This is a genomic window from Sediminivirga luteola (assembly GCF_014639315.1).
GTDB classification, from domain to species: Bacteria; Actinomycetota; Actinomycetes; order Actinomycetales; family Brevibacteriaceae; genus Sediminivirga; species Sediminivirga luteola.
On the sequence record NZ_BMFY01000003.1, the window covers coordinates 175,303 to 202,180 of the forward strand.

General features: G+C 71.3%; 22 protein-coding genes. 16 read left to right on the plus strand and 6 right to left on the minus strand.

Features of this window, described 5'->3' with window-relative positions; translation table 11 throughout:
• The first annotated feature begins 97 nt into the window (after positions 1-97).
• The 9 genes from IEW13_RS04255 (at position 98) to IEW13_RS04295 (ending at position 9,048) form a co-directional block, all read left to right on the plus strand.
• Positions 98-880 (plus strand): hypothetical protein, encoded by a 783-nt coding sequence (locus IEW13_RS04255; RefSeq protein WP_229744926.1) that lies wholly within the window; start codon positions 98-100, stop codon positions 878-880.
• Complete coding sequence (locus IEW13_RS04260; protein WP_188549692.1) at positions 877-1,557, plus strand: DUF4166 domain-containing protein; 681 nt, start codon at positions 877-879, stop codon at positions 1,555-1,557. The genes IEW13_RS04255 and IEW13_RS04260 overlap by 4 nt, the downstream gene beginning before the upstream one ends.
• Positions 1,554-2,177 carry a TetR/AcrR family transcriptional regulator gene (locus tag IEW13_RS04265; RefSeq protein WP_188549693.1) on the plus strand — a complete coding sequence of 208 codons (624 nt, stop codon included), beginning with the start codon at positions 1,554-1,556 and terminating at the stop codon, positions 2,175-2,177. Before IEW13_RS04260 ends, IEW13_RS04265 begins: the two co-directional genes overlap by 4 nt.
• Before the next feature lie 103 nt (positions 2,178-2,280).
• Positions 2,281-3,123: a MurR/RpiR family transcriptional regulator gene (locus IEW13_RS04270; RefSeq protein WP_188549694.1), complete on the plus strand. Its 843-nt coding sequence runs from the start codon at positions 2,281-2,283 to the stop codon at positions 3,121-3,123.
• A gap of 122 nt (positions 3,124-3,245) precedes the next feature.
• Positions 3,246-4,421 carry an ABC transporter substrate-binding protein gene (locus IEW13_RS04275; RefSeq protein ID WP_188549695.1) on the plus strand — a complete coding sequence of 392 codons (1,176 nt, stop codon included), beginning with the start codon at positions 3,246-3,248 and terminating at the stop codon, positions 4,419-4,421.
• Positions 4,418-6,157, plus strand: coding sequence for an ABC transporter permease (locus IEW13_RS04280; RefSeq protein ID WP_188549696.1), 1,740 nt, complete (start codon positions 4,418-4,420; stop codon positions 6,155-6,157). Before IEW13_RS04275 ends, IEW13_RS04280 begins: the two co-directional genes overlap by 4 nt.
• A 30-nt stretch (positions 6,158-6,187) precedes the next feature.
• Positions 6,188-7,306 carry an ABC transporter ATP-binding protein gene (locus tag IEW13_RS04285; protein WP_188549697.1) on the plus strand — a complete coding sequence of 373 codons (1,119 nt, stop codon included), beginning with the start codon at positions 6,188-6,190 and terminating at the stop codon, positions 7,304-7,306.
• Entirely contained in the window at positions 7,303-7,896 is a 594-nt protein-coding gene (locus tag IEW13_RS04290; RefSeq protein WP_188549698.1) for a histidine phosphatase family protein, read from the plus strand. The genes IEW13_RS04285 and IEW13_RS04290 overlap by 4 nt, the downstream gene beginning before the upstream one ends.
• Positions 7,897-7,974: 78 nt before the next feature.
• Complete coding sequence (locus IEW13_RS04295) at positions 7,975-9,048, plus strand: EamA family transporter (protein ID WP_188549699.1); 1,074 nt, start codon at positions 7,975-7,977, stop codon at positions 9,046-9,048.
• Here the strand turns inward: IEW13_RS04295 and IEW13_RS04300 are convergent.
• Positions 8,939-11,128 (minus strand): malate synthase G, encoded by a 2,190-nt coding sequence (locus tag IEW13_RS04300; RefSeq protein ID WP_188549700.1) that lies wholly within the window; start codon positions 11,126-11,128, stop codon positions 8,939-8,941. The two genes, IEW13_RS04295 and IEW13_RS04300, sit on opposite strands and share 110 nt — an antisense overlap.
• Positions 11,129-11,363: 235 nt before the next feature.
• Between IEW13_RS04300 and IEW13_RS04305 the strand changes: the two genes are divergently transcribed.
• The 3 genes from IEW13_RS04305 to IEW13_RS04315 all read left to right on the plus strand — a co-directional run bounded on the left by IEW13_RS04305 (position 11,364) and on the right by IEW13_RS04315 (position 14,267).
• The gene (locus IEW13_RS04305) at positions 11,364-12,128 is read left to right on the plus strand and encodes an IclR family transcriptional regulator (protein WP_188549850.1); all 765 of its coding nucleotides are present in this window, start codon (positions 11,364-11,366) and stop codon (positions 12,126-12,128) included.
• A 127-nt stretch (positions 12,129-12,255) separates the two neighbouring features.
• Positions 12,256-13,689, plus strand: coding sequence for a hypothetical protein (locus IEW13_RS04310; RefSeq protein WP_188549701.1), 1,434 nt, complete (start codon positions 12,256-12,258; stop codon positions 13,687-13,689).
• 29 nt (positions 13,690-13,718) lie between these two features.
• Positions 13,719-14,267 carry a hypothetical protein gene (locus tag IEW13_RS04315; protein ID WP_188549702.1) on the plus strand — a complete coding sequence of 183 codons (549 nt, stop codon included), beginning with the start codon at positions 13,719-13,721 and terminating at the stop codon, positions 14,265-14,267.
• Between the two features lie 78 nt (positions 14,268-14,345).
• Here the strand turns inward: IEW13_RS04315 and IEW13_RS04320 are convergent, their stop codons facing one another.
• Positions 14,346-15,224 carry an N-acetylmuramoyl-L-alanine amidase gene (locus IEW13_RS04320; RefSeq protein WP_229744927.1) on the minus strand — a complete coding sequence of 293 codons (879 nt, stop codon included), beginning with the start codon at positions 15,222-15,224 and terminating at the stop codon, positions 14,346-14,348.
• A gap of 38 nt (positions 15,225-15,262) precedes the next feature.
• Positions 15,263-15,466, minus strand: a complete 204-nt coding sequence (locus IEW13_RS04325; protein WP_188549704.1) for a DUF7455 domain-containing protein — start codon at positions 15,464-15,466, stop codon at positions 15,263-15,265.
• Positions 15,467-15,722: 256 nt separating this feature from the next.
• On the opposite strand from IEW13_RS04325, the gene IEW13_RS04330 reads away from it, so the two are divergent.
• A complete protein-coding gene (locus IEW13_RS04330; protein ID WP_188549705.1) occupies positions 15,723-17,837 on the plus strand; it encodes a DNA gyrase/topoisomerase IV subunit B in 2,115 nt (704 codons plus the stop codon).
• A gap of 70 nt (positions 17,838-17,907) precedes the next feature.
• Here IEW13_RS04330 and IEW13_RS04335 read toward each other — a convergent pair whose 3' ends face one another.
• Positions 17,908-18,813 carry a M56 family metallopeptidase gene (locus IEW13_RS04335; protein ID WP_188549706.1) on the minus strand — a complete coding sequence of 302 codons (906 nt, stop codon included), beginning with the start codon at positions 18,811-18,813 and terminating at the stop codon, positions 17,908-17,910.
• Between the two features lie 90 nt (positions 18,814-18,903).
• Positions 18,904-19,251, minus strand: a complete 348-nt coding sequence (locus IEW13_RS04340; protein ID WP_188549707.1) for a BlaI/MecI/CopY family transcriptional regulator — start codon at positions 19,249-19,251, stop codon at positions 18,904-18,906.
• 158 nt (positions 19,252-19,409) lie between these two features.
• Here IEW13_RS04340 and IEW13_RS04345 point away from each other — a divergent pair, with 158 nt between their 5' ends.
• From IEW13_RS04345 to cydD, 3 genes are read left to right on the plus strand one after another with little or no spacing between them, the layout of a single operon-like run.
• Positions 19,410-20,972 (plus strand): cytochrome ubiquinol oxidase subunit I, encoded by a 1,563-nt coding sequence (locus tag IEW13_RS04345; RefSeq protein ID WP_188549708.1) that lies wholly within the window; start codon positions 19,410-19,412, stop codon positions 20,970-20,972.
• A 31-nt stretch (positions 20,973-21,003) separates the two neighbouring features.
• Positions 21,004-22,041: a cytochrome d ubiquinol oxidase subunit II gene (gene cydB, locus IEW13_RS04350; protein WP_188549709.1), complete on the plus strand. Its 1,038-nt coding sequence runs from the start codon at positions 21,004-21,006 to the stop codon at positions 22,039-22,041.
• Complete coding sequence (gene cydD, locus IEW13_RS04355) at positions 22,038-25,496, plus strand: thiol reductant ABC exporter subunit CydD (RefSeq protein WP_188549710.1); 3,459 nt, start codon at positions 22,038-22,040, stop codon at positions 25,494-25,496. Before cydB ends, cydD begins: the two co-directional genes overlap by 4 nt.
• Here cydD and sepH read toward each other — a convergent pair.
• A complete protein-coding gene (gene sepH, locus IEW13_RS04360) occupies positions 25,493-26,812 on the minus strand; it encodes a septation protein SepH (protein ID WP_188549711.1) in 1,320 nt (439 codons plus the stop codon). The two genes, cydD and sepH, sit on opposite strands and share 4 nt — an antisense overlap.
• Positions 26,813-26,878: the final 66 nt, after the last annotated feature.

The following is a 26,878-nucleotide window of genomic DNA, read 5'->3' on the forward strand; positions in this document are numbered from 1 at the left end:
GGGGCCTATCCACCACGGCGGAATTGACCGATCGATCAACTGCTGGCAAGCTGGTCTTCATCAGAATTGATCGATCGATCAAATCGAAAGGTGCGGCATGGCAGCAGGTGTCTACGTCGAGACGGTGATCGACGCCGGGATGGACCGCCTCTGGCAGCGCACACAGGATCCGCGTCAGCACGCCCGCTGGGACCTGAGGTTCGGGCGGATCGTCCCGGAGGAGGCCGCACAGCAGGAGTCCGCGGCGTCCGGGAGCACGGTGCGGCGCTTCCGTTACGCCACCACGGTCTTCCCCGGCGTCACCGTCAGCGGCACCGGCGTGCACGCGGGGGAGAAGCACCGCCCCGACGGGTCCCGCACGAGCGTGCTGCGCTTCAGCTCGGCGCATCCGCTCTCCTTCATCGCCGAGGGCAGCGGCTACTGGCGTTATCTGCCCTCGCCCGCCGGCGGCATCGTCTTCCTCACCGGCTACGACTACCGGCCGCCGTGGGGCAGGCCCGGTGCGCTGGCCGACCGGCTGATCTTCCGTCCCCTCATCGGGTGGGCCACGGCGTGGTCGTTCGACCGCCTGCGCCTGTGGCTCGAACGCGGCATCACGCCGGAGCGGAGCCGCTTCCACGCCGTGGCGGAGGTGATCACGCGGCTGGCGGCAATCGCCCTGGCCGCGTTCGTCCATCCACTGCTGGCGATCCTGGTCCTCGCCGCGGCGGCACTCATCCCGCCGTCGCCCGTCACGCCAGCGGCCCGCCGGTGCCGCCGGCACCCGGACCGCTCGCGTCACCCGGGACGCACTGGTCCGCCCCAGCGCGATCTGTCCTCCGCGCCAGATGCCGCCGCGCCCGCTGGCGCGGCACCGGGAACCAAGGAGACCGCATCATGACCTCCATCTTCCGTGCCGTGCTGGGAGACGAGTTCGAACGCCTGCACCCGCAGCTCCAGCGCCGGTTCTCCGTGGGACTGACGTCCGATCTGGCCTGCCTGGGCCGCGGCGTGATGGAAGAGATCTGGCACGGCCCGCCGTGGGTCCGCCCGTTCCTGGCGCTCGGCGGCACCAGGAACATCCTGGCTCCGCGGCGCGGGCGCCAGGTGCCGTTCACGATCGAGAACGTCCCCTACCTGGACACCCACGGGCGGGAGACGGTCACCTTCGTGCGCACCTTCCGCTTCCCGGGCCGGTCCCATCGCTTCGACGCCCAGATGGTGCTGGCTCCCGGCGGCGGTCACATCGTCGACTACCTGGGCACCCATCAGCACCTGGTCTCCGACCTCCACCCGGCCGTCGACCATTGGGGCGGGCTGATCATCCGCTCCGGCGCGCACCGGTTCATCGAGGGGCCAGTGGACATCGGCGTCCCGGAACTCATCGGCGCCGATGCGACGGTGCGCGAGTCCTTCGACGACGAGGCCGGCTGCTTCCGGATCCAGGTGAACGTGGTGAATCGCCGGTTCGGGCCGCTCTTCGGCTACCACGGGGCGTTCCGCGCCGAGTTCACCGAGGCGTCGCGGCTCGGCGTGCGCCCCGGGCTGCGTCCCGTGCGGGAGGTGGCCCTCCCGTGAGCGGCTCCACCCGGGAGCGGCTGCTGCGCGCCACGCTCGGGGTCCTGGCCGAGGAGGGCATCGCCAAGGCCTCGGCGCGGACCATCGCTTCGGCCGCGGGCGCCAATCCCGCCCTTGTCTTCTACCACTTCGGCTCCGTGGACGAACTGTTGGCCGCCGCCTGCCGGTACGGTGCCGAGCAGCGGGTGGCCGCGCACCGGGGGCTGCTGCGGGAGGTCGGCTCCTTCAGCGAGCTGGTCGCGGCCGCCCGGCACATCCACGAGACGGAGCGCCAGGAGGGCAGCGTGGCCCAGCTGGGCCAGCTGCTGGCTGGCGTCCGCTCCCATCCAGAACTCGCCGCCGCCACTGCCGAGGGCCTCCAGCTCTGGGTGACCGAGATCGAGGCCGTGCTGCACAGGCTGGTGGAGCGCACGCCGCTGGCCGGCACCGTCGACGTCCCGGGCCTGGCGCGGGCGGTGAGCGCCTCGTTCGTCGGCCTGGAACTGTACGAGAGCGCCGATCCGGACGGCGCCGCACAGGCCTTCGACGCCCTGGAGGCACTGGCCGGCGTGCTCACCGTCCTGGAGGACCTCGGACCCTTGGAACCGCGCCTGCTGCGCCGTCGCCTGCCCCGCAGCTGAGCGGCCGTTGCCGCGTCACGCAGGGCCCGGGTGAATGCACACTCGGTGAACAGCAATTGAACTTCCACTGGTTGCAGGGTATGCAAGTGGACTTCCGCTTAGCGTGGCGATCGTGCTCATCAACCGCATCGTCAAGGCCCACGGGCATCTGCTGACCGAGACCGACCGCAAGCTGGTCTCGGTGCTGCAGTCGCGCCCGGCCGAGGCGGCGTTCTGGCGGGCGCAGGACCTCACGGCGCCCCTGGGACTGCACCAGTCGGCGGCCACCCGACTGGCGCAGCGGCTCGGCTTCGCCGGGTACCCCCAGCTGCGGGAGCTCCTGCGGCAGGACTACCTGGGTTCCGACGGGCCCTCGCAAAGGATCCGTGGGCATCTGGACCGGCATCCTGACGGCCACGAGCTGCAGGAACTGGTCCAGGACGAGGTGGCGGCCCTATCGGCTCTGCCGCAGCACGTCCGTCAGGAGGAGCTGGACGAGCTGGCAGCGCGCGTCATCGCCGCCGACGTCGTCTACCTCTTCGGCCAGGGCAACGCCATCGTCCTGGTCGAACAACTGTCCCGCCGGCTGCGGCGCTTCGGCATCCGGTCCACTCCGCTGGTTGGCTCCCGCCGCGATGTGGCCGAGCGGATCGCAGCGATGCGCGACGGCGATGTGCTCCTGGCGTTCGCCTTCCGCCGGATGCCCGACACCCTCGCCCACGTCCTCGACCTGGCCGCGAAGGAACGCATCCACTCCACCGTGCTGACCGACACCCTGCTGACCATGCGGCCCGAACCCGATTCACTCCTTGCCGCCCCGCGCGGCCGCAGCAGCGAGTTCCTGTCCCTGACCGTCCCCATGGCCATCTGCAACGCCCTGGTCCTGACCATCGCTCGCCGCTACCCGGAGACCGCGCTGGCCTCACTGGACCGGCTCGGCGTGATCCTGGAGCACTTCGAAACCTGACCGCAGCCGTGTCCGCGGCGCGCAGGACCTGCCTGACCCCGCCAGATTCCCGACCGCCACCTGCCCACAGACCGCCAGATCCCGGCCACCACGTCACCACCTCACACCGAAGGAGATCCGCCATGTCCGCACGCGCTGCCATCCCAGTGCTCGCCGCCGCCCTCCCGCTGACCCTCGTCCTCTCCGCCTGCTCCTCCGCTGGAGCCGGCACCACCGGCACGGACGCGGCCGGGCACGACACCCAGCGCTATGACGCCATGTCCCACGAGGAACTCGTGGCCGCCGCCGAGGAGGAGGGCGAAGTCGTCGTCTACTCCTTCACCAGCCGGATCGCCACCGTCGCCGAGGAGTTCCGCAAGGAGTACCCCGGCATCGCCATCACCGAGCACGACATCCCCTCCTCCGAGCAGATCGAACGGCTCGCCAGCGAGCACGCGGCCGGCGCCTCCACCGCCGACGTCGCCTATGTCTCCGATGCGCCGGTCGTCGTCACGCAGCTCATCGAAGAAGGCGTCCTTCTGCCCTATGTGCCCCCGCGCATGGACGACGTGCTGCCGGAGGAGCACAAGGAACCGCTGGTGACGAACCGGCTCTCCACCAAGGTGCTGATGTACAACGAGGAGGCGCACCCCGACGGCGCCCCGGTGGAGAACCTGTGGGAGCTGACCTCCGGGGCGTGGGAGGGCCGCGTGGTCATGGTCGATCCCAACGGCCGCGGCGACTACCTGGACATGGTCACCGAGATGGTGCTCCGCGCCGATGAGATGGACGCCGCCTATCAGGAATGGGCCGGTGAGCCGCTCCAGCTTGACGACGGCGTGGAGAACGCCGGCTACCAGTTCCTGGCGGACCTCTACGCCAACGACGTCATCCTGGTCGACTCCACCGACGCCGTGAACGAGGCCGTGGGCGCCACCGGGCAGGACAATCCGCCGCTGGGGTTCACCACCTATTCAGACCGCCGCGACAACGAGGACGAGGGCTGGGCGCTCCAGGTCGCGGGCGAGGTGGCACCGGCGCCGGGGATCATCTTCCCGGCGATGCTCGGGGTCACGGCAGACGCCCAGAACCCGGCTGCCGCCCGTCTGCTGATCGACTTCATGATGGGCGACGACTCCGCCGACGGCGGTCCCGCCTACGCTCCCTTCTACGTGCCCGGCGATTACCCGGCGCGCAGCGACCTGCAGGACCCCGAGGGCGCGCTGCCACGTGAGGAGTTCGCCGCCTGGCCCATCGACCCCGAGGAGTCCGCTGCGGTGCGCGGTGAGGTCGCGGACTTCCTGCTCACGATCCAGTGACGTCCCGCTGGAGCCGGGCGCTGCTGAACCCGGTGACGCTCCTGGCTCTCGTCGTCCTGCTGGTCTTGGGCGTCCTGGTCGCGGCCCCGCTGGCCGGGCTCATCGGCGCCACCGTCCCGGCCGGGGCCGGCGGCACCGGCACGGGCACCTCCTGGCGCGATGTGCTGGCCAGCCCGATGTCCCAGAACCTGTTCTGGACGCCGCTGCGGAACTCGATCCTGGTGGCCCTCGGCACGGCAGTGCTCTCGACCGTCCTGGGCGGATTCCTCGCCTGGGTGGTGGTGTTCTCCGACATCCCCGGCAAGCGGCTGATCGGCGTCCTGGCCACCATCCCGTTCGCCCTGCCCAGCTTCGCGCTCGCGCTCGCCTGGACCTCGGTGTTCCGCAACGACCGCGTCGGCGGGACACCGGGGCTCCTGGGCAGTCTCGGGATCCAGGTGCCCGACGTCCTGGCCTGGGGCGCCGTCCCGGTCACGCTCACGCTCGTGGCGCACTACTTCTCGCTGAGCTTCGTGATCATCGCCGCGGCACTGGCGTCCCTGGGCGGGGATCTCATCGCCGCCGCCGAGCTCACCGGCGCCTCCCGGCTGCGGGTCGCGGTCCGCATCGCGCTGCCGGCGGTCAGCCCTGCGCTGCTCTCGAGCTTCCTGCTGGCCTTCGCCGAAGGCGTCTCCAACTTCGCGTCCCCGGCGCTCTTAGGCCTCCCGGTGCGGTTCCAGACGCTCAGCACCCGGCTGTACGGTGCCATCTCCACCGGTGACACCGAACGCGGCTACGTCCTCTCGATCCTGCTGGTGGCGGTGGCCGCGGTGGTCCTGTACCTCGGCAACCGCGCGACGCGGGGCAGGAACTTCGCCGTCATCACCGGCAAGTCCAGCCGGCCGCGCCTGGTCCGCCTGCGCGCCTGGCGGCTGCCGGTGCTGACGCTGGCCTGGGCGCTCATCGCCGCCACGACGCTGCTCCCGATGGCGGTCCTGGCCATGAGCACGCTCACCCGCCGCGCCAACAGTTTCGACGCCGGGTTCACCCTGCACTACTGGATCGGCGCCTCTGACCCGGGCATCTCGCACGGGATGGCCGGCGTCCTGCGGGACGCCGCCTTGACGACGGCGACCGGGAACACCGTCGCCCTGGGAGCGTGCGTGGCACTCGGCGCGGTGCTGCTGGGGATGCTCGGCGCCTATGTGGTGCGCCGCCACCGCGGTCCCTTCGTGACCGGCGGCATCGGGTTCCTGTCCTATGTGCCCTTCCTGATCCCCGGGATTGCCCTCGGCGCGGCGTTCATCGCCTTGTTCGGTTCCGGCGCCGGTCCGTTGCCCTCCCTCTACGGGACGTTCTGGATCCTGGTCCTGGCCGGCATCGCCGCTTCCATCCCGTACGCCTTCCAGACCGCCAAGTCCTCCCTGGGGCAGGTCTCGTACGAGCTGGAGGAGGCGGCGACGCTGGCCGGTGCCGGGACCGGCCGGAGGATCGGGAGGATCCTGCTGCCGCTGTCCGCCCGCGGGGTGGTGGGCGGCGCCATGCTGGTCTTCGTCACCGTGGTACGGGACCTCTCGCTGATGGTGCTCCTGGTCACGCCCGCCACGCCGCTGCTGGCGGTGCAGACCTTCCGCTACGCCTCCGAGGGCTTCACCCAGCACGCCAATGCCGTCACCCTGATCATCGCCGCCGTCTCCGTGACGGCCACCATCCTGGCCCGCCGGCTCCAGGGCGCGCGCCGGCCCTGGAATGCCTGAAGGAACCGATCCGTGAGAGTGAAGGACCCCATGACCACCACACAGACCGCCGCGAGCATCTCCCTGGAGGGACTGGCCAAGACCTTCGGCGGCCAGCCGGCCGTCGCCGGGCTGGATCTCAGCCTGCCCCCGGGCGCCTTCCTGGTGCTGCTGGGTCCTTCCGGGTGCGGGAAGACGACCACGCTGCGGATGATCGCCGGCCTGGAGGACCCCACCTCGGGGCGGATCCGGTTCGGTGACCGGGTGATCGCCGACGGCGGGTCCGGGCTGAGCGTGCCGGCGGAGCGGCGGGGGATCGGCATGGTATTCCAGAGCTACGCCCTGTGGCCGCATATGACGGTACGGGCGAATGTGGAGTGGCCCCTGAAGGTCGATGGCTGGAGCGCTGCGGACCGGCGGGCGCGCGTGCAGGAGGTGCTGGCGATGCTCGGCATCGATCAGCTGGCCGGCAGGCACCCCGCGCAGCTCTCCGGAGGTCAGCAGCAGCGCGTGGCCATCGCCCGTACCGTGGCTCCGCGCCCGAAGGTCCTGCTGTTCGACGAGCCGCTGTCCAATCTGGATGCCAGGCTCCGGGTCGACACCCGCGCCGAGCTCGTTCAGGTCCACCTCGCCACTGGCGCCACCAGCGTGTATGTCACCCACGATCAGATCGAGGCGCTCGCCATGGCCACGCATATCGCGGTGCTGCGCGGCGGCAGGCTGGAGCAGTTCGGCACCCCGGACGATCTGCTGCAGCGCCCGCGCACGGCGTTCGTCGCCGAGTTCCTGGGCAGCCCGTCCGCCGTGCTGCTGGAGGGCGAGGTCCGCGGCGGAACACTGCGCAGCGCCTCCCTGGGCGGTGCCGCGCTGGCCGGCGGTCTCGACGCCCCCGAGGGCACCGTGCTCACGGCCATGTACCGGCCGGAGCGCCTGGTCCTCGCCGCAGCGGAAGGAGAGCCTGCGCCGGAGGCGGGAGCGGAGGTGACGGTCCTGGAGGCGACACCCAGCGCCGGCCGTTTCGTGGTGACAGTCGCCGCTGGCGCGGCGGGCAGATTCTCCGTCGTCGCGGAGCAGCGCATCGCCGTCGGCGCCAAGCGCCGGCTGGTGCTGCCACCGGCACCCGACGCCCTGTTCGATGCCGCCGGTGACCGCTGGGAGCCGGCCGGATGAGCACCGCCACGATCCTCCTGGTGCGCCACGGCCGTACCGCGTGGACCGACGAGCGTCGCCTGCAGGGGCGCACCGACATCCCGCTCAACGACGCCGGGTGCAGGGAAGCGCTGGCGCTCCGCCCGCAGATCCAGGAGTGGATGCCGCAGCGCCTGATCGTCTCACCGGCCTGCCGCGCCCGTGCCACGGCCGAGCTGCTCACCGCTGGCGCGCTGCCGTCCGTGCAGGATCCGCGCCTGCAGGAGGCCGGACTGGGAGAGTGGGAGGGACTGACCGCCGAGGAGATCGGCGGCGACTACCGCCGCTGGCGCGCCGGGGTGCTCACCCCCTCCGCGGGAGAGAGCCGTCTGCAGGTGCATGAACGGGTGGCGGCCGCGCTCCGGGACGCTGCGGCCGGCGAGGGACCGGTGCTGATGGTCACCCACGGCGGGGTGATCCGCGCCGCCCTGGAGATCCTGGTCGGCCTGCGCACCGACCAGATCGTCCCGGTCGACGCGGCCAGCCTCACCGTCCTGGAGGTCCCGGCGGCGGACCTGGCGCGTTCCCGCCTCCGCCACTACAACCTGACCGCCCAGGCGCCGGTGCCCTAGCGCTCCGTCGTCCGGCGGGCCGGCGTTCCCTCACACCGCCGGGGAATACCCGCCCGGTCAGGCAGTAGCATCGGCGGTATGGACGTCACCACACCCGAGGCGGGGAGACTGCACGCTGCCCGCCTCGACCCGGCCCGGCTGCGCATCGGGCTGGTCTTCGCGCTGGCCTCTGCCATCTCCTTCGGGCTCTCCGGCCCGCTGGCCCGTGTGCTCATCGATGCGGGCTGGACGCCCGGCGCCGCGGTCGCCGTCCGGGTGCTCGGCGCGGCCCTCGTGCTGACCGTGCCCGCGCTGCTGGCGCTGCGCGGGCGCTGGCATCTGCTCGGGCGCAATCTCAAGCTGATCGCCGGCTACGGATTCCTCGCGGTCGCCGCCACGCAGCTGTGCTATTTCTATGCCGTCAGCGAGATCTCGGTGGCGGTGGCGCTGCTGATCGAGTACACCGCCCCGGCGGCGGTCGTGCTCTGGCTGTGGCTCCGGCACGGCCAGCGTCCCGGACGACGCACCCTGCTGGGTACCCTCATCGCCGCGGCCGGGCTCGTGCTGGTGCTCGACCTGCTCGGCGGCGCCCCGACGTTGACCCTGCCCGGAGTCCTATGGGCCTTCGGCGCGATGCTGGGCCTGGCCTCGTTCTTCATCCTCTCCGCCGATGAACGCTCCGGCCTGCCGCCACTCGTCCTGGTCTGGTCCGGCCTCACGCTGGGCGGGCTGGTGCTCGCGCTGGCCGGCGCCGTCGGCGTCCTGCCCTGGGAGTGGAACACCGCCGACGTAACGTTCGCCTCCGGCCAATGGCAGGTGCCGTGGTGGGTCCCGCTGGCCGGCCTCGCGCTGATCACCGCCGCCCTGGCGTACTGGACCGGGGTGGAGGCGGCGCGGAAACTGGGTTCCCGCCTGGCGTCCTTCCTCGGGCTGACCGAGGTACTCGCGGGCATGCTGTACGCCTGGGTGCTGCTGCATGAGCTTCCCCTGCCGCTGCAGCTGGTCGGCGGAGTCCTGATCATCGCGGGGGTCGTGCTGGTACGCCTGGGCGAGGACCGTATCGTCACCCGACCGCGAGCAGCTTCCTCTCTCTCCGGCGGGCGTGCAGCAGAGGCTCCGTATACCCGCTCGGCTGCTGAGCCCCCAGAAGGATCAGATCCCGGGCGGTCCTGAACGCGACGTCCTCCTCGCCGGAGCCGGACTCCTCGCCGCTCAGCAGCGGCCGGTACTCCGGGTCCCCGTCGTTCTGACGGTCGACCACCGGCGCCAGCCGTCGCAGGCTCGCCTCCACCTGCTCGGCGGTGATGACGCCGTGCAGCAGCCAGTTGGCCAGCAGCTGGCTGGAGATGCGCAAGGTGGCGCGGTCCTCCATCAGGGCGACATCGTGGATGTCGGGGACCTTGGAGCAGCCGACGCCCTGGTCGATCCAGCGCACCACATAGCCGAGGATCGACTGCACGTTCAGATCGATCTCCCGCTCGATGTCGATCTCCTCCAGCTCGCCCGGCTCCGCCAGCGGGGGCGTGAGCAGGCCGTCGAGGCCCAGCGGCTCGCGGCCGGCGAGTTCCCGCTGCCGGGCGGCCACGTCCACCTCGTGGTAGTGCAGCGCGTGCAGCGTCGCGGCAGTCGGCGAGGGGACCCAGGCGGTCGAGGCGCCGGCCTCCGGGTGGGCGCGCTTGGCCTGCAGCATCTCCGCCATGCGATCCGGCATCGCCCACATGCCCTTGCCGATCTGGGCCCGGCCGGCGAAGCCGCTGGCGAGGCCGGCATCGACGTTGCGGTCCTCGTAGTCGAGCATGAAGCGGGCGCTCTTCAGCTGGGCCTTGGGCTTGAACGGCCCGGCATGCATGGCGGTATGGATCTCGTCGCCGGTGCGGTCCAGGAAGCCGGTGTTGATGAAGGCCACCCGGCCGGCCGCCTCGGCGATGCAGGCACGCAGGTTCACGCTGGTGCGCCGTTCCTCGTCCATGATGCCGATCTTGAGGGTTCCCTCCGGCAGTCCGAGCGCGTCCTCCACCCGCCGGAACAGCTCGACCGTGAACGCGACCTCCGCGGGTCCGTGCATCTTGGGCTTGACGATGTAGACGCTGCCGCTACGCGAGTTGCGCGGCCCGGCGGGATTGCGCAGATCGTGCAGCGCGCCGAGCGTGGTGAACATCGCGTCGAGGATGCCCTCCGGCACCTCGTTGCCCTGGGCGTCCAGCACGGCGTCCGTCGTCATCAGGTGGCCCACATTGCGCACGAACAGCAGTGAGCGCCCCGGCAGGGTGAGCGGGCTGCCGTCCGGTGCGGTGTAATGCCGGTCGCCGGCGAGCGTGCGGGTGAACGTCTCACCGCCCTTGGCCACCTCGGCGGTGAGCGTGCCGCGCATGAGCCCGAGCCAGTTCCGGTACCCGAGGGTCTTGTCCTCCGCGTCCACCGCCGCGACGGAATCCTCCAGGTCCATGATCGTGGTGACGGCGGACTCGAGCAGGATGTCGTCGATCCCGGCGGCGTCGTCCGCGCCGATCCGGCCCTTGCGATCGATGACCAGCTCGGCGTGCAGTCCGTGGTGCACCAGCAGCACGGCGTCAGGTCCGGTGACCGGGCCGCGCCAGCCGGCGAGGCCGGAGGGGTCGCTCAGGCCGGTGCTGCCCTCGTCGAGGTCGACGACGAGGCGTCCCTCGGCGATGCGGTAGCCGCGTGCCTGAGCGTGGCTGCCGTGTTCCAGCGGCCAGTGCTCGTCCAGCACCTCCCGGCCGCGTGCGATCACGGCCGCGCCGCGCCGCGGGTTGTACTCGCGGCCGGGCGCCAGATCGCCGTCGCGGCTCAGTACGTCGGTACCGTAGAGGGCATCGTAGAGCGAGCCGAAGCGCGCATTGGCGGCGTTGATGGCGAAGCGCGCGTTCAGCAGCGGCACCACCAGCTGGGGGCCCGCGACCTGTGCGACCTCGGGGTCGATGCCCTCAGGATCGATCTGGACGGGACCGGGATCGGGTGCCAGGTAGCCGACCTCCTCCAGCAGTGCGCGGTAGCCGTCCGGATCGGCGATGGGTCCCGGGTGTGCGCGGTGGTAGGTGTCCAGCCGCTCCTGCAGCTCCTGGCGGATGCGCAGCAGCTCGGCGTTCCGGGGGGTCAGATCCGCGATGATCCCGGCCAGCGATCCGAAGAACGCATCGGCGTCCACGCCCGTGCCCGGCAGCGCCTCCCGGACGGTGAAATCGTGCAGTGCCGCGGCCACCTGCAGTCCGTGAACCGTGATGCGTTCGGTCATGACGCCCCCTCGCGATGCCTCATTTATTCCGTATTGCGGAAAAACTAATTTGCATGATGGAATGAAGTGAATCTAACCGGCCGGGTTCGGGGGTGTCAACGAACGGCGGCGGTCTCAACGAACGCGGTCTCAACGAACAGGGTCTGAGGTGAACAGTCTCTCAGTGAACGGTGACCCAGTGAACAGTGACCCAGTGGACAGCAGCGCCGGCCAGAAGCGGCGCGGGGAGGCGGGCATGGCCGAACGCGGCGGAGTCCAGTCGGTGCAGCGGGTCCTGGATGTGCTGGAAGCCCTGGCCGCGCATGGCGGGGCCATGAGCCTGAGCCGCCTGGCTCAGGAGACGCGGCTCCCGGTGGCCACGCTGCACCGGCTGGCCGGCACGCTGGTGGAACGGGGGTATCTGCGCCGGCTGCCGGACCGCGGGTACGCCCTGGGCTTCCGCCTGGCGCCGCTGGGCGCCACCGCCCACAGCCTCATCGGCGGCCAGGCCGAGGCGATCCTCGCCGGACTGGTGGACGCGCTGGGGGAGACGGCGAACCTGGCGGTGCGGGCGGGAGACAGCGTGGAGTACGTCGCCCAGGCGCCCTCGCCGCACCGGATGCGCATGTTCACGGAGGTGGGCCGCCGCGCGCCACTGCACAGCACCGGCGTGGGCAAGGCGCTGCTGGCCGCACAGCAGGACGCGGAGATCCGCGCCGTGCTCGAGCGCACCGGCATGTCCGCCGACACCGTGCACACCCGCACCGGCGTCCGGGAATTCCTGGCTGATATCGCCCTGGTCCGGGACCGTGGCTGGGCGCTGGACGATCAGGAGCAGGAGATCGGCGTGCGCTGCGTTGCGGTCGCGGTGTTCTCCGCCGATCAGGTCGATCCGGGGGCCAATGTGGCGCTTTCGGTTTCCGGGCCGGTCCCTCGGATGGACGACGCGCTGGTGGAACGCGCGGCCGGGGAGCTGGCCGCGGCCGCTGGGCGCCTCGGCGCGGTGCTGATGGAGGGCTGAGGATCCCGCGTCGGCGCCGCGAGGTCCGGGAAGCGCGCCGCGGCGCGTGCCCATGCACGCGGTCTTCCGGCGCGTCGCGGGCCACGGCTGAGGGACGGGGCGGACATCGGCTTAGGATGAGCGCATCATGACTCAGCCGTCCCCCGGATCCCCCCGCCCCGTGAACGAGCCGGGGAGCGTCCCCGCGCCTGGCGCGGCGCCGTTCCTGGTGTCTCTGGCGGTGCTGCTGGGCTGCCCGGCAGTGCCGTTCGCGGTCGGGGCAACGGCACCCTGGGGTTCCCCGGCGCCGTTCTTCGCGGCGCTGATCGTTCACCTCTTCGCCTGCGTCCTCTTGCTATGGCTGGCATGGCGCATCCGCCGCGCCGGCGGAACGGGCCGACCTGCACTGGCGTTCGTCACTGCCGGCATGGCCGTGCTGGTCAGCATCGTCTCGTTCCTGCTGATGGCATACATCGCCTCGGCCTACGGTGCCAGCGGCGCATGGATGCGGCTGCGCTATGGCGTCGCCGGGCCGTCCGATTCCGGGTACCTCGGTGCGCTCGCCGCTGCCGGCCTGACGGTCATGTCCGCGCTCTGGCTGGTGGTCGTGATGCGGCGGCCACGCCTGGAGGCGGCCGGCCAGGAGGCCGCCGGTGCGTTCCGCAGGCGGGTGGCGGCGGCCGTCGCGCCGGCCCCCAGGCCGGTTGCTCTTGCCGTTACCGGGCCGCAAGACGGTTTCCTGAGGCGGCTTCTCTCCCCGTCCGCTCTTGCCGTGTGGGCCGCTGCCGCACTCGTGACGGTTGCGGGGGTCTGCGCTGCCGGCTTCGGTCCGGACGCATACGCCTTGCCGGCGGCTGCCGCCGTCGTGCTGGCACCCGTCCCCGTGACCGCCTGGGCCGTGACGCAGTCCCTGTGGCGCCCCGATGAGGAGCTCGGCGTGGTGATGGCTGCGCTGTGGCGGACCATGACGGTGCCCTTCGTCACGGTGCCGGGGCTGGCGGCGTTGTCCTTCCTGACCGGCCTGCTGTCGCCGGTACGCAGCGGATTCGCCGCGAGGCCCTGGCCGGCGACCAGCTGGGAGGGTCCGCTGCCGGCGGCCGGGGACTCCGTGTTCGGGTGGCTGGGACTGAGCGTGTTCATCGGGCTGCTGGGAGCCCTGCTCGCCGGCCTGATCCTCAGCGTGGCCGTGGTGCTGCCGGTTGCGGCGTTCTTCATGCCCGAGCGGGTCATCCAGGACAATATGCTGAACACCGACCGGGCGCACTATGCTGCAAATGTCACCTCCGTGCGCGCCTTGAGCCTGCTCGTCCCCCTGCTGTTCCTCATCCCCGGCCTGCTGGTCGCGGCCCGTCAGGGCAGCCCGTGGTGGTGGCTCGGCATCGTGCTCATCCCAGTCGGCTTGTTCCTGATGTACGTCGTGTGGAGCCAGCAGCGCGTGGACCACGGGAAGCGGGCGCGATGGGGCGTGCCGGGCATATCCCATCCGAACGACCCGCCGCCGGAGCCGCTTCCACGGCGTCGCCCGGCTGACGACCCTGCCGCGCCCGGCGATGTTCCGGACGGTTCAGGCCGAGACCAATGACCCGTTCCTATTAAGTGAAAGAAGTCCTCATGGCTCTCAAAGGTGACCCGGCCCTTTCCGGGCGACCCGAGCAGTTCGAACTCGTCGCCTCGCCTCAGCGGGCCAGGTTCTTCCGGACGATGGCGGCGGCCGCGCCCGTCGCACCGCTGGTCATCGCGGTGATCGGCTTCGCCGGCGGTAATATCAGCCTCGGCGTGATCGGCGCGGTGATCGCGGTGGCTGCGCCCGGCGTGATGCTGTGGCTGGCGGGCCAGGTGCGGGAGTGGCGGCTGCGCGACGGCAGGCCGCTGCGTTCGCTGACCCTCGCCTTGAACGAGGACCCCGAGCAGGCGTGGCGGCGGCTGGCCTCCGGCGACCCGGCACAGTACACGCCGATGAAGGTGCAGGCGCCCACCGAGAACGCCGCAGCCAGGCTGCAGGCGTTCTGGCCCGAGGACGAGCGGGTCACGTTCGTCGTCATCGTGAGCGGCAGCGGGCAGCACGCAACCCCCTCGGAGATCATCGAACTGCGAGACGCCCAGCACGAGACCTTCCAGGCGGCCCGCGCACAGGGACTGCAGAAGGCCTACGCCGGCTGAGCCCGCTGCCCTTGGCCTGCGCTACCGTTTATGGGCGTTCTGCGCTACCTTCTGCCGACTGTCTGCACTACCGTCTGCTCACCCCTCGCCGGCGGCCACGGTCGCCTCGGCCCATTCCGTCAGGCCGCCGACGATCGTCAGGGCCAGGATCTCCTGGCCCTCCTCGCTGCGGAGGAACGCGGCCTCCTCGGCATTGCGCATCTCGCCGAGTTCCAGGATCACCGCGGGCACCTCGGCGTGGTTGAGGCCGGCCAGATCCGGGCGGCGGGAGATGCCGTCGGCGCCGTAGGCGGTGTTGATCGGCCGGCCGGCGTCCTCCAGAGCGAGGGCCAGTGCCCGGGCCAGCGCCTCGGAGGGCTCTCCCTGTGCCTCGTTCAGCGGCGGATCGGAGACGATGACGTGGAAACCCTGGGCGGAAGCGGATTCGGAGCCGTTCGCGTGCAGGCTCAGCAGGGCATCGGCGTCCGCGTCCCCGGCGAACCGGCCGCGTTCGTCGACGCAGGGGCCGACGCCCTCATCGTCCTCCCGGCTGAGCACCACCTCGGCACCGCGCTGCTGGAGCTCTTCGCGTAGGAGCTGGGCCATCTCCCAGGTGAACACGTGCTCGGGCCAGCCGTCGTTCGTCGCGGTGCCGGTGGTGTTGCAGGCTTTCTGGCCGCCCCTGCCATCGGGCACCGGCGTGTTGATCTGCCCGGGATTGGCGGCGTTGCCGCCGTTGTGCCCGGGATCGATCGCGATGGTCATGCCCTCTAGTGCAGTCGCTGGATGCTCCTCCGGCGCCGCTGGGCTCTCCTCGCCCGCGGGATCACCGTAGCGGTCCCGGTCGTTTCCGTCGTCCTGCCCGGCCGCTGTGGTGGCCGCGCCAGGAGAGGCCTCGGCGCGGGTCTGCGGGCTGGCGGTCGCCGCGCAGCCTGAGGTGAGAATGACGATGGCGGCCGCACAGAGTGCGACCGCCATCCTCGGGCTCATCGGTTGTCCGGGCCGGTTCGGCGATCTCAGGCGTCTTGGGCCTGCAGGCGCCCGGACTCGTCGTGGATCTTCGCGTCCCGCGCTTCCAGGGCCTCGGCGTGCCGGCGGCCGTGGTGGGCGCAGAACAGCAGTTCGCCGCTGCTCAGCTGGACGCGGACATACGCCTGTGCCCCGCACTGATCGCAGCGATCGGCGGCCGTCAGCGAGGCATCGGCGGCGAGGGTCGGCATGGCATCCTCCAGAATCGGGTATCCCTTGTCTCACCGTTCTAGCACGAATAGGGCGGCAGCTATTCCTCCGCGGAGGCCTGGAAGCCCTGCGTTCGCCCCCCGCTGAATCCTGTCATGAGCCCGCGCGCCCGGCATGCCCGTTCAGGGCGCGCCTTCCCGGGCTCTGTCCGTCCCGCGCAGTAGAGTGATGAGGGCCCTAGGACAGGGCGATGAACACGTCGAAGACGCAGCGCGAGACGATACGAGGAGTTGATCAGTGGCGGCGGCCGAATCCTACAGCGCACGGCACCTCTCCGTCCTGGAGGGACTCGAGGCGGTGCGCAAGCGCCCGGGCATGTACATCGGCTCCACCGACTCCCGCGGCCTCATGCACTGCCTGTGGGAGATCATCGACAACTCGGTGGACGAGGCCCTGGCGGGGTTCGGCTCCCGGATCGAGATCACCCTGCACCCGGACGGCTCGGTCGAGGTGGTCGACGACGGGCGCGGCATCCCGGTGGACGTCGAGCCCAAGACGGGCCTGACCGGCGTCGAGGTCGTCATGACGAAACTCCACGCCGGCGGCAAGTTCGGTGGCGGCTCCTACGCCGCCGCCGGCGGCCTGCACGGCGTGGGCGCCTCGGTCGTGAACGCGCTTTCGGCGCGGATGGACGTCCAGGTCACGCGCGGCGGCAAGGTCCACCAGATGTCCTTCCGCCGCGGCGAGCCGGGGGAGTTCCGCGACGGCAAGGACGGTCCCTCGCCGGACGCGCCGTTCAGCCCTTTCGAGCAATCCAGCGAACTGAAGATCGTCGGCAAGGCCAAACGCGGCGTGAGCGGAACCCGGATCCGGTACTGGTCCGATGCGCAGATCTTCCTCAAGACCGCGCAGTTCTCCTATGCCGAGCTGGCCGACCGCGCCCGCCAGACCGCCTTCCTGGTGCCCGGGCTGCAGATCGTCGTCCGCGACCGGCGGGGAGTCCAGCGGGACGAGGAGGGCCAGCCGCTGCCGGAGGTGGAAGAGGTCTTCCACTACGAGGGCGGCATCTCCGAGTTCGCCGACTACCTGGCGATCGATCCGCCGCTCACGGACACCTGGCGGTTGCAGGGCGCCGGCACCTTCACCGAGACCGTGCCGGTGCTCAACGACAAGGGGCACATGGTCTCCACGGACGTGGAGCGCGAGGTCGTGGTGGACATCGCGCTGCGCTGGGGGACCGGGTACGAGACCCGGGTGAAGACCTTCGTCAACATCATCGCCACGCCCAAGGGCGGTACGCACCTGAACGGGTTCGAGCAGGGGCTGCTCAAGACCGTGCGGAAACAGGCCGAGGCCCAGGCCCGGCGGCTGAAGATGGGCAAGGACAAGCTGGAGAAGGACGATGTGCTGGCCGGTCTGACCGCGGTCGTCACCGTCCGGCTGGCCGAGCCTCAGTTCGAGGGCCAGACCAAGGAGGTGCTGGGCACCTCGGCGGTGCGGCAGATCGTCTCCCGCACCGTGGAGCAGGAACTCACCGCCCTGCTGACCAGCTCCAAGCGGCAGCTGAAGCAGCAGTCCTCGGTGCTGCTGGAGAAGGTCGTCGCGGAGATGAAATCCCGCATCGCGGCCCGCACCCACAAGGAGAACCAGCGGCGCAAAACGGCACTGGAGTCCTCCTCGCTGCCGGCCAAGCTGCGGGACTGCCGCAGCACGGACGTCGAGTCCAGCGAGCTGTTCATCGTGGAGGGCGACTCCGCGATGGGCACGGCGATCCCGGCCCGCAACTCCGACTTCCAGGCGCTGTTCCCCATCCGGGGCAAGATCCTCAACGTCCAGAAGGCAAGCGTCGGCGATATGCTCGCCAACGCCGAGTGCGCAGCCATCATCCAGGTGATGGGAGCCGGTTCCGGCCGCAGCTTCGATCTGTCGGCCGCCCGCTACGGCAAGGTCGTCATCATGACGGACGCCGACGTCGACGGCGCGCACATCCGCACGCTGCTGCTGACCCTGTTCTTCCGGTACATGCGCCCCCTCATCGGCGCCGGGCGCGTCTTCGCGGCGGTGCCGCCGCTGCACCGGGTGGAGGTGATCCGCGGCCGGGGCAAGCCCAATGAGTACGTCTACACCTACTCCGACGCGGAGCTGACCGCGCTGCTGAAGAAACTCGAACGCTCGGGCACCCGGTACAAGGAGCCGATCCAGCGGTACAAAGGACTGGGCGAGATGGACGCCGACCAGCTGGCCGAAACGACGATGGATCCGAGCCTGCGCACGCTGCGCCGTGTCACCATGACCGACGCGGAGGACGCCGAACGGGTCTTCGAACTGCTCATGGGTTCCGAGGTCGCTCCGCGGAAGGACTTCATCGTGACCGGCGCGGCCGGCCTGGACGCGGACCGCATCGACGCCTGAGACCGCATCCGGCACGACCGGCGCTCGGGCCGCCGGGGCGGCGGCTTCCGCCTTGCGGTCCCTTCCCGCGCTACAGGTAGAGACCGCTGCCGAGGACCATCACGGTGGGCACCAGGAACAGCCCAACCGCGGCGGCGATGAGCGTCGTCCGGGTGCGCAGGCTCACCTGGGGGAGCGGCGCTGACAGCCGTTGCAGCCGGTAGCGCACATCGGGTCGCAGGCCGCCGTCCTCGCCCGCGGCGGTCTTCTCGATGGCGCTGCGCAGATCCTCGCACGGCACGCGCCGGCGGGCGGCGTCATCGGCCATGATCTCGATCAGCTCGCGCACGCTCGCCAGCGCCGCCTTGGGGGCGAAGAAGCCCGGGCTCGCCTTGCGCCAGGCCAGGAACGGCAGCATGAGCACATCGTGGCGCAGTCGCAGATGCGCCGTCTCATGCTCCACGACCGCGCGCCGCTCCGCCTCGTTCAGCAGGCTGACCAGGCCGGTGGAGAGCACCGTCGTGGGTGTGCCACCCGAGGGCAGGCAGTAGGCGACGGGGGCGCTGGTGGGCAGGATACGGGTGTGCGGGTCATCGGCGTCGGGAGTGGTCAGGACGGTCAGGAGGGCCCGGTGCCGGCGGCGCTGCTGCTGGGCGCGGAACGCGGAGTAGGCGAGCATGAGGCACAGGTGCGCCAGATACAGCAGGCCCAGGACGAGGAGGATCAGGCGCAGCGCGGGCATCGTGCCGCCGTCGATCAGGGCGCGGTGATCGCGCAGGGCCAGGACCGCCGCCGGAAGATTCCCGCCCAGCGGGGCCAGCGCGTAGACGATGACGGCGCCGATCAGCGCCAGGCCGCCGGAGAGGCCGATGGACTGCCACAGCACCAGATAGGCGAGCGGGTCCGAGGTGGTGCGGCGTCGGCGATGCAGCGCCAGGGGGACGGGCCAGGCCAGCAGCAGCGCGAGCACGGCCAGCAGCCCTCCGATGACCAACATGGTCCAATCCTAGGGAGAGAGGGGCCTTCGAGCGAAAGCGACCGGGCCATCCGCCGGCCCCGAGGTGCGCAGGGCGTGCGTCGGGATCGGTCAGCTGGAACCGAGAAGCCGGCGCAGGAGGGCAGTGTCTTCCTTGTCCACGGTGCCCAGGAACCGGGCCAGCACGGCCTCGCGGTCCGGGGCCTGGCCGAGAGCATCACTCATCAGCTCGGCCACGTGCTCCTCGCGGGAGGAGGCGGCGCGGTAACGATGCGGGCGCTCGCCACGGCGGCGGGTGACGAACTTCTTCTTCTCCAGCCGCGAGAGCACCGTATGCACGGTGGTGAGGGCGAGGTCGCGGTCGGCGAACGACTCCCGGATCTCCGCCGCGGTCAGGCCGTCCTCGGCCGCCCACAGCTGATCCATGACGCTGCGTTCCAGCTCTCCAAGCGTTTCCACGGTGTGTCCGCATCCTCCTGGTCTCGGGTCCCGTCGACACAATTCTACGACGGATAGAACTTCCGCGCCAGAAGTTCTACACTTCGTAGAAGAAGAACTTCTACACGATGTAGAAGTCGGGCGGTTCCCGCCCTCCTGCGATACGAAGTGGGGTACGCATGGATCCGGTCATGATCGGCCGCTGGCAGTTCGGCATCACCACCGTCTACCACTTCTGGATGGTGCCGCTGACGATCGGGCTCGGGCTCCTGGTGCTGGTGTTCCAGACGCTCTGGATGCGCACCGGCAAGGAACGCTACTTAAGGGGCACCAAGTTCTGGGGCAAGCTCTATCTGATCAACTTCATCATGGGCGTGGCCACGGGCATCGTCCAGGAATTCCAGTTCGGCATGGCCTGGAGCGAGTACTCCCGGTTCGTCGGCGACGTCTTCGGCGCCCCGCTGGCGATGGAGGCACTGCTGGCCTTCTTCCTGGAGTCCACCTTCCTGGGCCTGTGGATCTTCGGCTGGGACCGGCTGAGCAAACGCCTGCACCTTGCGGTGCTCTACGGCGCGGTCATCGGCTCCTGGGTCTCGGCGTACTTCATCATCGTGGCCAACTCCTGGATGCAGCACCCGGTCGGCGTCGAGCTTATCGACGGCCGCCCCCGGATGGTCGACGCCTGGGCGGTGTTCACCAACGAGACCGCGCTGGCCGCCTTCAGCCACGCCATCTTCGGCTCGGTGGCCGTCGGTGCGGCGTTCCTGCTGGGCATCGCCTGGTACCACCTGTGGCGGCGCCGCGTGGACGGCATCGACACCGTCGACGCCACCGGCCGCGTGGTGGTCGGTGAGGCCCCCGACGTCCCCGGCCGGGACAAGGAGGACTACCACGTCTGGTGGCGTTCGCTGCGGCTGGGCGCCTGGGTGGGGCTGGTCGCGTTCGCGGGGGTGGCCGTCACCGGCGACATCCAGGCGAAGATCATGTTCGAGCAGCAGCCGATGAAGATGGCCTCGGCGGAGGCCGCCTGTGAGGACACCACGGACTTCTCGGTGCTGTCCATCGGCGACATCTCCTCCAACGACTGCGATGACGTCTTCCACCTGCTGGAGGTCCCGGGCCTGCTGTCCTACCTCGCCAACGGCGATCTTCACACCGAGGTGGAAGGCGTCTCGACGCTCATCCCGCAGTACCAGGAGGCCTACGGCACTCACCTGCCAGGCGCCGAGTACCTGGGCGACCGCGCCGGCGCGGAGATCGACTACCAGCCGCTCATGATCGTCACCTACTGGGGCTTCCGGATCATGATCACCTTCGGCATCCTCGCCGCACTCGGCGCCGCCTACGCCCTGTGGGCGACGCGGAAGGGCACGGTGCCGGCCAGCAAACGCCTGACCAGGCTCGCCCTGTGGGGCATCGCGGCACCGTTCATCGCCAACTCCGCGGGCTGGATCTTCACCGAGATGGGCCGCCAGCCCTTCGTGGTGGCGCCCAATCCGACCGGCGTCGACGGCGTGTTCCTGTTCACCCAGGCGGCCATCTCGCCGGGCGTGAGCGCGGGGGAGATGCTGTTCTCCCTCATCGCCCTCACCAGCGTCTACGGCGCGCTCATGGTGGTGGAGCTCAAGCTGCTCATGAAGTACAGCCGCGGCGGGGTCGCGGCGGCCATGCCGGAGCTGGCCGAGACCCGGAAGAAACCCGAGGTCCACAGCGACGACGACGTCCTCTCCTTCGCCTACTGACTCACCGCCCACCGAATACGAAAGGACCACGATGGAAGCGCTCCCGGTCATCTGGTTCGTCCTCATCGCCGTGCTCTGGCTCGGCTACCTCTTCCTGGAAGGCTTCGACCTGGGCGTCGGCGTGCTGATGAAGCTCTTCACCCGCGACGAGAAGGAGCGACGCGTGCTGCTCAACTCCATCGGGCCGGTCTGGGACGGCAACGAGGTGTGGCTGCTCACGGCCGGCGGCGCGACCTTCGCGGCCTTCCCGCTCTGGTACGCCTCGCTGTTCTCCGCCCTCTACCTCCCCCTGACCCTCGCCCTGCTGGCACTGATCTTCCGCGCCGTGGCGATCGAGTACCGGGGGAAGGGCTACTCCGATGCATGGCGGTCCTTCTGGACCAATGCGATGGCCATCGGATCAGGGGTCGCCGCGTTCTGCGTCGGCGCGATGCTCGCGGTCACCACGACCGGCTACCCGCTGGACGCGAACGGCGACAACACCGGCGGACCCTTCGCCTGGCTGCACCCCTACGCCATCCTGGGCGGCCTGGGCGTGCTGGGCTTCAGCGTCCTGCACGGCCTGTACTTCCTCACCCTCAAGACCGACGGCGACGTCCGGCACCGTGCCCGCGCGGCCGCCGTGCGATTCGGCCCGGTGCTGCTGCTCCCGCTGGTGGGCTGGGCGCTGCTGGTGCAGTCGCAGAACGGCAAGACGGTCGGCTGGCTGCTGATCGGCGCGGCCGCCGCCCTGGCCGCGGCGGCCTGGGTCAACCTGGCGCGCGGGGCGGAGAAGCGGGCCTTCGTCTGCCAGGGCCTGTTCCTGCTGGCGGGCGTGGCGAGCATCTTCACGAATGTGTTCCCCGTCGTGATGCCCTCCACGCTCGATCCGGCCTTCGATCTGACCGTGTACAACGCCTCGTCCTCCACCTACACCCTGACCATCATGGCGGTAGTCGCCGCGATCGGCCTGCCCGTGGTGCTGGCCTACCAGATCTGGAGCTATCGCGTCTTCCGCCGCCGGATCAGCACCGCGCACATCCCCGAGCCGCACGTCATCCCGGTCGCCATCCGGGGTGCGCAGCCATGAGCGGCGCCCGGGGCCGGGAGCGGCCGGAGAGCCCGCTGGCCCTCGCCGGCGCTTCGCCCGCGGGACTGCGCTCGCTCTGGATTCTCGGAGTCCTGGCCGCGGCGCAGGCGCTGGCCCTGATCCTGGTCGCGGAGGGACTCGCCCGGGGCCTGACCGGGCTGCTGGCCGGCGGCGGGACCCCGGAGCAGCGCGCCGCCGGAATCACCGGCGCCCTGTTCCTGGCGGTCGGCGGCGCGGCGCTCCGGGCCGCGGCCACCTGGCTGACCGGCCTGGTCGCCGCCCGCGCCGCCACCGGGGTCAAGGAGTCGCTCCGGGCCCGGCTGGCCCGTCGTGTGGTGGACGGCGGCGGCAGGGATATCCCGCTGGGGGAGGGCCGGCTCGCCATCGCCGCGACCCGCAGCCTCGACGATGTGGACGAGTACTTCACCGCTGTCCTGCCGGCCATGCTCGCCTCGGCGGCGGTCCCGGCGATCCTGGTGGCGCGGTTCGTCCTAGCCGACTGGGTCTCAGCGCTCATCGTCGTGCTGTGCCTTCCGCTGGTGCCGGTGTTCATGATCCTCATCGGGCGCTACACCCAGGATCGCGTGCAGGACGCCCAGGACGCGCTCGACCGGCTCTCGCGCAGCCTGGTCGAGCTCGTGCGAGGCCTGCCGGTGCTGATCGGCCTCGGGCGGGCCGGCGCCCAGCGGGAGACGCTCGTACGGCTGGCCGGTGACTACCGGGCGACCACCATGACAACGCTGCGGGTGGCGTTCATCTCCGCGCTGGCACTGGAGTTCATCGCCACCATCTCGGTGGCGGTGGTGGCGGTGTTCATCGGCGTCCGGCTGGTGTACGGGCACCTCGACCTGCAGACCGGCCTGATGGTGCTGATCCTCGCGCCGGAGTGCTTCACCCCGCTGCGGCGGCTCGGCGCGGCGTTCCACGCCTCCGAGAACGGGATGGCGGCGTACCGGCGGTTACGCGATGTGCTCGCCTCCCGCCCGTCCGCCGCGGGGGGACGTCCGCGTCAGCATGCCGGCGAACCGCTCGCCGTGCGCGACCTGGAGCTGCGCTTCGCGGACCGCCGCGACCCGGTGGTCGGCGGACTGGATTTCACGGTGGCACCGGGGGAGCACCTGGTGCTGCGAGGCGCCTCCGGCAGCGGGAAGTCCAGCGTGCTGACCATCCTGGCCGGTTCGCTGCGGCCGGGACCGGGCATCACGGTCTCCGGGGAGCTCACCGGGATGCCGGCGCCGGGCGAGACCGTGCTGCTCCCGCAGCAACCCCGCTTCCTCGCCGACGACGCGGCCGAGGAAGTCCTCGCCTACGCGCCCGCCGGCTGGGACCGTACGCGGGCCCGCGCCGTCATCCGCAATCTGGGCGTGGACCCGGACCGGCCGGTCCCGGCGCTCAGCCCCGGCGAGCAGCGACGCCTGGGCCTGGCCCGCGTCCTGGCGCGCGTCGACGGCGGGGCACGTCTGGTGCTGCTGGACGAGCCCACAGCGCACCTCGACCGGGACGCCGCCGCGCTGGTACTGCGCGCCCTGGCGGATCTGCGCGGGCGAGTCACGATGATCAGCGCCACGCACGATCCCGCGGTCACGGCGGTGGCCGACCGGGCCATCAGCGTGGACGCCGCCGGAGCACAGGATGGGCGGGAGGCCACAGAGACCCCGGAGCTGCCGGACGGGTCATCGGCGGCGGAACCCGTGCCGCAGCGCCCGCTCGCCCCGGACGAGGACCTGCGCGGGCCCGCCCGGTACGAGCCCCCGGCTGCGGGCCGCCCCGGTGACCTGCTCGCCGAACTGGTCGCGGTGCTGCAGCCCTGGCGCCCCCGGTTCCTCCTGGCGGTGCTCACCGGCATCGGCGCCGCGGCGGCGGCGATCGCGCTCACCGCGGTCTCCGGCTGGCTGATCGTCCGTGCCTCATATCAGCCCCCGATCATGATGCTGCTGGTGGCGATCGTGGGGGTCCGGTTCTTCGGGCTGGCCCGCGCCGTGCTGAGGTACTGCGAACGGCTCCTGCTGCACGATGCCGTCCTGCAGTCGATGACGGCGCTCAGGCTGCGGGTCTGGGACGCCCTGGTGCGCCGCGGCCCCGCGCACCGCGAGCTGCTGCGGGGACCGGTCGCGCTGCGGCGCCTGATCGCCGATGTCGACGAAGTCCGCGACCTGGCCCCGCGCGCCGTCACGCCCCTGCTCAGCGGCGTGCTCCTCACGCTCGGTGCGGCCGGCGGGCTGTCCTTCATCGCCCCCGCGGCAGGGACCGTCCTATTGCTCGCCGCTGGCGGCGCGGTGCTCGGCGGCTGCCTCATCACGATGGCCGCCGATGGCCGGGCCGGGGTGCGGACGCAGGCCTCGCGGCTGGCGCTGCTGCGAGACTGGGCGGCGTTCCTCGGCGCACGCGAGGACCTCGTCGCCGGAGGCGCGGCTGAGCGGGTGCTCGCCCGGCTCGCATGCCGGGACCGGGAGGCGGGCCGGCAGGCCGTGCGGGTGGCGGCGGCCGCCGGCCTGGGTCAGGCCTGGGCGGTGCTGCTGTGCCTGCTGGGTGCAGCCGCCATGCTCTGGCAGCTGGCTCCGGAGACCGCGGCCGGCGCGCTGCCGCTGGAACTTCTGGCCGTATGCGTGCTGGTGCCGCTGGCTTTCGTCGACGTGTGCATCGACGGCATCGCCGCGGTGCACCACTGGCCGCGGCTGCGTCGCGCGCTGCTGAGCGTCCGCGCACTGCGCGACGAGTCCGCCGGGCACGAGTCCGCCCAGCCCGCCGATGGTGATGGTCCCGGGGTGCCACCGGTGCGCTCACTCGTTCTGGAGGACGTCGCCGCCCGCTGGCCCGGTGCCCCGGACGAGGCGTTCTCCGGGGTGACGGCGCGGATGGCGCCCGGCGACTGGCTGACCGTGACCGGTCCCTCGGGCTCGGGCAAGACCACGCTGCTCAGCGTGATCCTGGCCTTCCTGCCACCCAGCCGCGGCCGGTACGAACTCAACGGCGCGGATGCCCGCGGCCTCGCGCCGGCGCAGCTGGCCGGACGGATCGCCTGGTGCCCGCAGGAGGCACATGTCTTCGACTCCACCGTGCGGGCGAATCTGCTCCTGGCCCGCGATCCCGCGCAGGCGCCCGATGAGGCCAGGATGCTCCGCGTCCTGGCGGAGGCCGGGCTCGGGGAGTTCGCCGCGGCGCTGCCGCAGGGCCTGGACACCCCCGTGGGCCCGGGCGGCTCGCTGCTCTCCGGTGGCCAGCGCCAGCGCCTCGCAGTCGCCCGGACCCTGCTGACCGGCGCCGAGGTGATCGTGCTGGACGAACCGACCGCGCATCTGGACGATCAGACCGCGATGCCGATGATGTCCCGCCTCCGGGACGGCATGGCCGGTGGCGAGCGCACCCGGATGACGGTGCTCGTGACGCACGACGAGCGCCTGGCCGACCCCGCCGATGCACGGGTCAGGCTGGGCCGGGCGCCGGTCCGGGCCTAGTCCTTCTTGCCGCCGAACATGATCTCGTCCCAGCTGGGAACGCTCGCGCGGCGCCCGCGGGGGCGTTCCTCGGTCTCCTCGGCGGGTGAGCGCCGGGGCACGGTGTCGCGAGCCGGCTCCGGCGTCTGCTCCTCGCCGGTGCCGCGCAGGGCGTCCAGTTGCCCGGTCTCGTCCCGCATGGGGACGGTGTCGTATTTGGCGGACTCGTACCCGCCGCCCGCCTCATCCGGGGCCGCGTTGCCCTCGTCGGCGGCCACGTCCTCGGAGGCCATGCCCGGCTCATCGAGCAGGGAGAGCTGGTCCTGCAGCGTCCCGGCGCCCGGCCGGCCCTTCTCCTGCCCGGGGCGCGGAAGCGCGAAGATCTCCGCCTCGCCGGTTTCCTCCGGCGTGGCGGCGTGCGCACCGGGCATGCGGTCCGGATCGTCGGTGAAACCCGTCGTGTCCTCCTGCACGGCGTGCAGGATCCCGTGCCGTGAGACGCGTCCGGAGCGGAAGTCCTGTCCCGGGGCGCCCTCGGGTGTATCGGCCGGATCGGCGCCCCGCTCAGAGACCGGGCGGCCTCGGCGCTGGCGCAGCTGCTCCAGGATGCGACCGGTCTCGGCGGCGTGGGTGTCGCCGCCGGCAGTCCGGTCCTCCGCGGCGCGCACGCCCGAGGCGGATGCCTCATCGGCCTGGATGTTGAACACCCGCTCGCCGGCCGGGCCGTAGCTCGGGATCGGCCCGGTGTCGGAGGGGCCGCCGTCGGAGAGCCACAGGGCCTCCTCGTTCTGCGGGGTCAGCGCACCGGAATGGAACAGCCACTCCGCGGCGCGCCGGCGTCCGGCCGCCTCGAAGGACAGTTCGACCGTCCACTTGCCGTCCTGCCTGCGCCAGGCGTCCCAGGACATCGTCTCCAGGTCGACCTCGCGCATGCTCAGGCGCTCGGTGCACAGGTCGAGCAGCGGGCGGGGGTTCCCCTCCGGACGGTTCTCCGGATAGACCCGGGTACGGCGAGCCCGCTCGGCGATGTGGGCGCGCTCGGCCAAGACGGGGCCCTCGTACCGCGCGACGAACGACCGGTCGGCGCCGGTCTCGGCGATCACGTCCTCGACGCTCAGGCCGGCGCGGATGAGTGCCTGGATGTCCTTGGGCCGGACCGCGTCGCCGGTTGCCGCCGACTCGCCGTCGCCGGGCGCACCGGGACGGCCGGCGCGGGCGCGCCGGACCAGGGCGAAGAGGTCCTCGTCGAGCGGCAGCCGGTACTCGGTGCCGTCCCCGTCGTGCAGCAGCAGGTGCGTGCCGTCCTGATCCGCTTCGTGAAGCGTGAGTACGGACATGGAGGTGCCTTTCCCATCGGTGCTTTCTTTACGATGGTGCCAGAACAAGGAGCCTTCGCCTGGGAG

What these genes read in the sequence shown, in the direction of transcription:
- IEW13_RS04255 (WP_229744926.1), top strand. Translation starts at nt 98, where the DNA reads ATGGCAGCAGGTGTCTACGTCGAGACGGTGATCGACGCCGGGATGGAC.
- IEW13_RS04260 (WP_188549692.1), top strand. Translation starts at nt 877, where the DNA reads ATGACCTCCATCTTCCGTGCCGTGCTGGGAGACGAGTTCGAACGCCTG.
- IEW13_RS04275 (WP_188549695.1), top strand. Translation starts at nt 3,246, where the DNA reads ATGTCCGCACGCGCTGCCATCCCAGTGCTCGCCGCCGCCCTCCCGCTG.
- IEW13_RS04285 (WP_188549697.1), top strand. Translation starts at nt 6,188, where the DNA reads ATGACCACCACACAGACCGCCGCGAGCATCTCCCTGGAGGGACTGGCC.
- IEW13_RS04290 (WP_188549698.1), top strand. Translation starts at nt 7,303, where the DNA reads ATGAGCACCGCCACGATCCTCCTGGTGCGCCACGGCCGTACCGCGTGG.
- IEW13_RS04295 (WP_188549699.1), top strand. Translation starts at nt 7,975, where the DNA reads ATGGACGTCACCACACCCGAGGCGGGGAGACTGCACGCTGCCCGCCTC.
- IEW13_RS04300 (WP_188549700.1), bottom strand. Translation starts at nt 11,128, where the DNA reads ATGACCGAACGCATCACGGTTCACGGACTGCAGGTGGCCGCGGCACTG.
- IEW13_RS04305 (WP_188549850.1), top strand. Translation starts at nt 11,364, where the DNA reads ATGGCCGAACGCGGCGGAGTCCAGTCGGTGCAGCGGGTCCTGGATGTG.
- IEW13_RS04310 (WP_188549701.1), top strand. Translation starts at nt 12,256, where the DNA reads ATGACTCAGCCGTCCCCCGGATCCCCCCGCCCCGTGAACGAGCCGGGG.
- IEW13_RS04315 (WP_188549702.1), top strand. Translation starts at nt 13,719, where the DNA reads ATGGCTCTCAAAGGTGACCCGGCCCTTTCCGGGCGACCCGAGCAGTTC.
- IEW13_RS04320 (WP_229744927.1), bottom strand. Translation starts at nt 15,224, where the DNA reads ATGGCGGTCGCACTCTGTGCGGCCGCCATCGTCATTCTCACCTCAGGC.
- IEW13_RS04325 (WP_188549704.1), bottom strand. Translation starts at nt 15,466, where the DNA reads ATGCCGACCCTCGCCGCCGATGCCTCGCTGACGGCCGCCGATCGCTGC.
- IEW13_RS04335 (WP_188549706.1), bottom strand. Translation starts at nt 18,813, where the DNA reads ATGTTGGTCATCGGAGGGCTGCTGGCCGTGCTCGCGCTGCTGCTGGCC.
- IEW13_RS04345 (WP_188549708.1), top strand. Translation starts at nt 19,410, where the DNA reads ATGGATCCGGTCATGATCGGCCGCTGGCAGTTCGGCATCACCACCGTC.
- cydB (WP_188549709.1), top strand. Translation starts at nt 21,004, where the DNA reads ATGGAAGCGCTCCCGGTCATCTGGTTCGTCCTCATCGCCGTGCTCTGG.
- cydD (WP_188549710.1), top strand. Translation starts at nt 22,038, where the DNA reads ATGAGCGGCGCCCGGGGCCGGGAGCGGCCGGAGAGCCCGCTGGCCCTC.
- sepH (WP_188549711.1), bottom strand. Translation starts at nt 26,812, where the DNA reads ATGTCCGTACTCACGCTTCACGAAGCGGATCAGGACGGCACGCACCTG.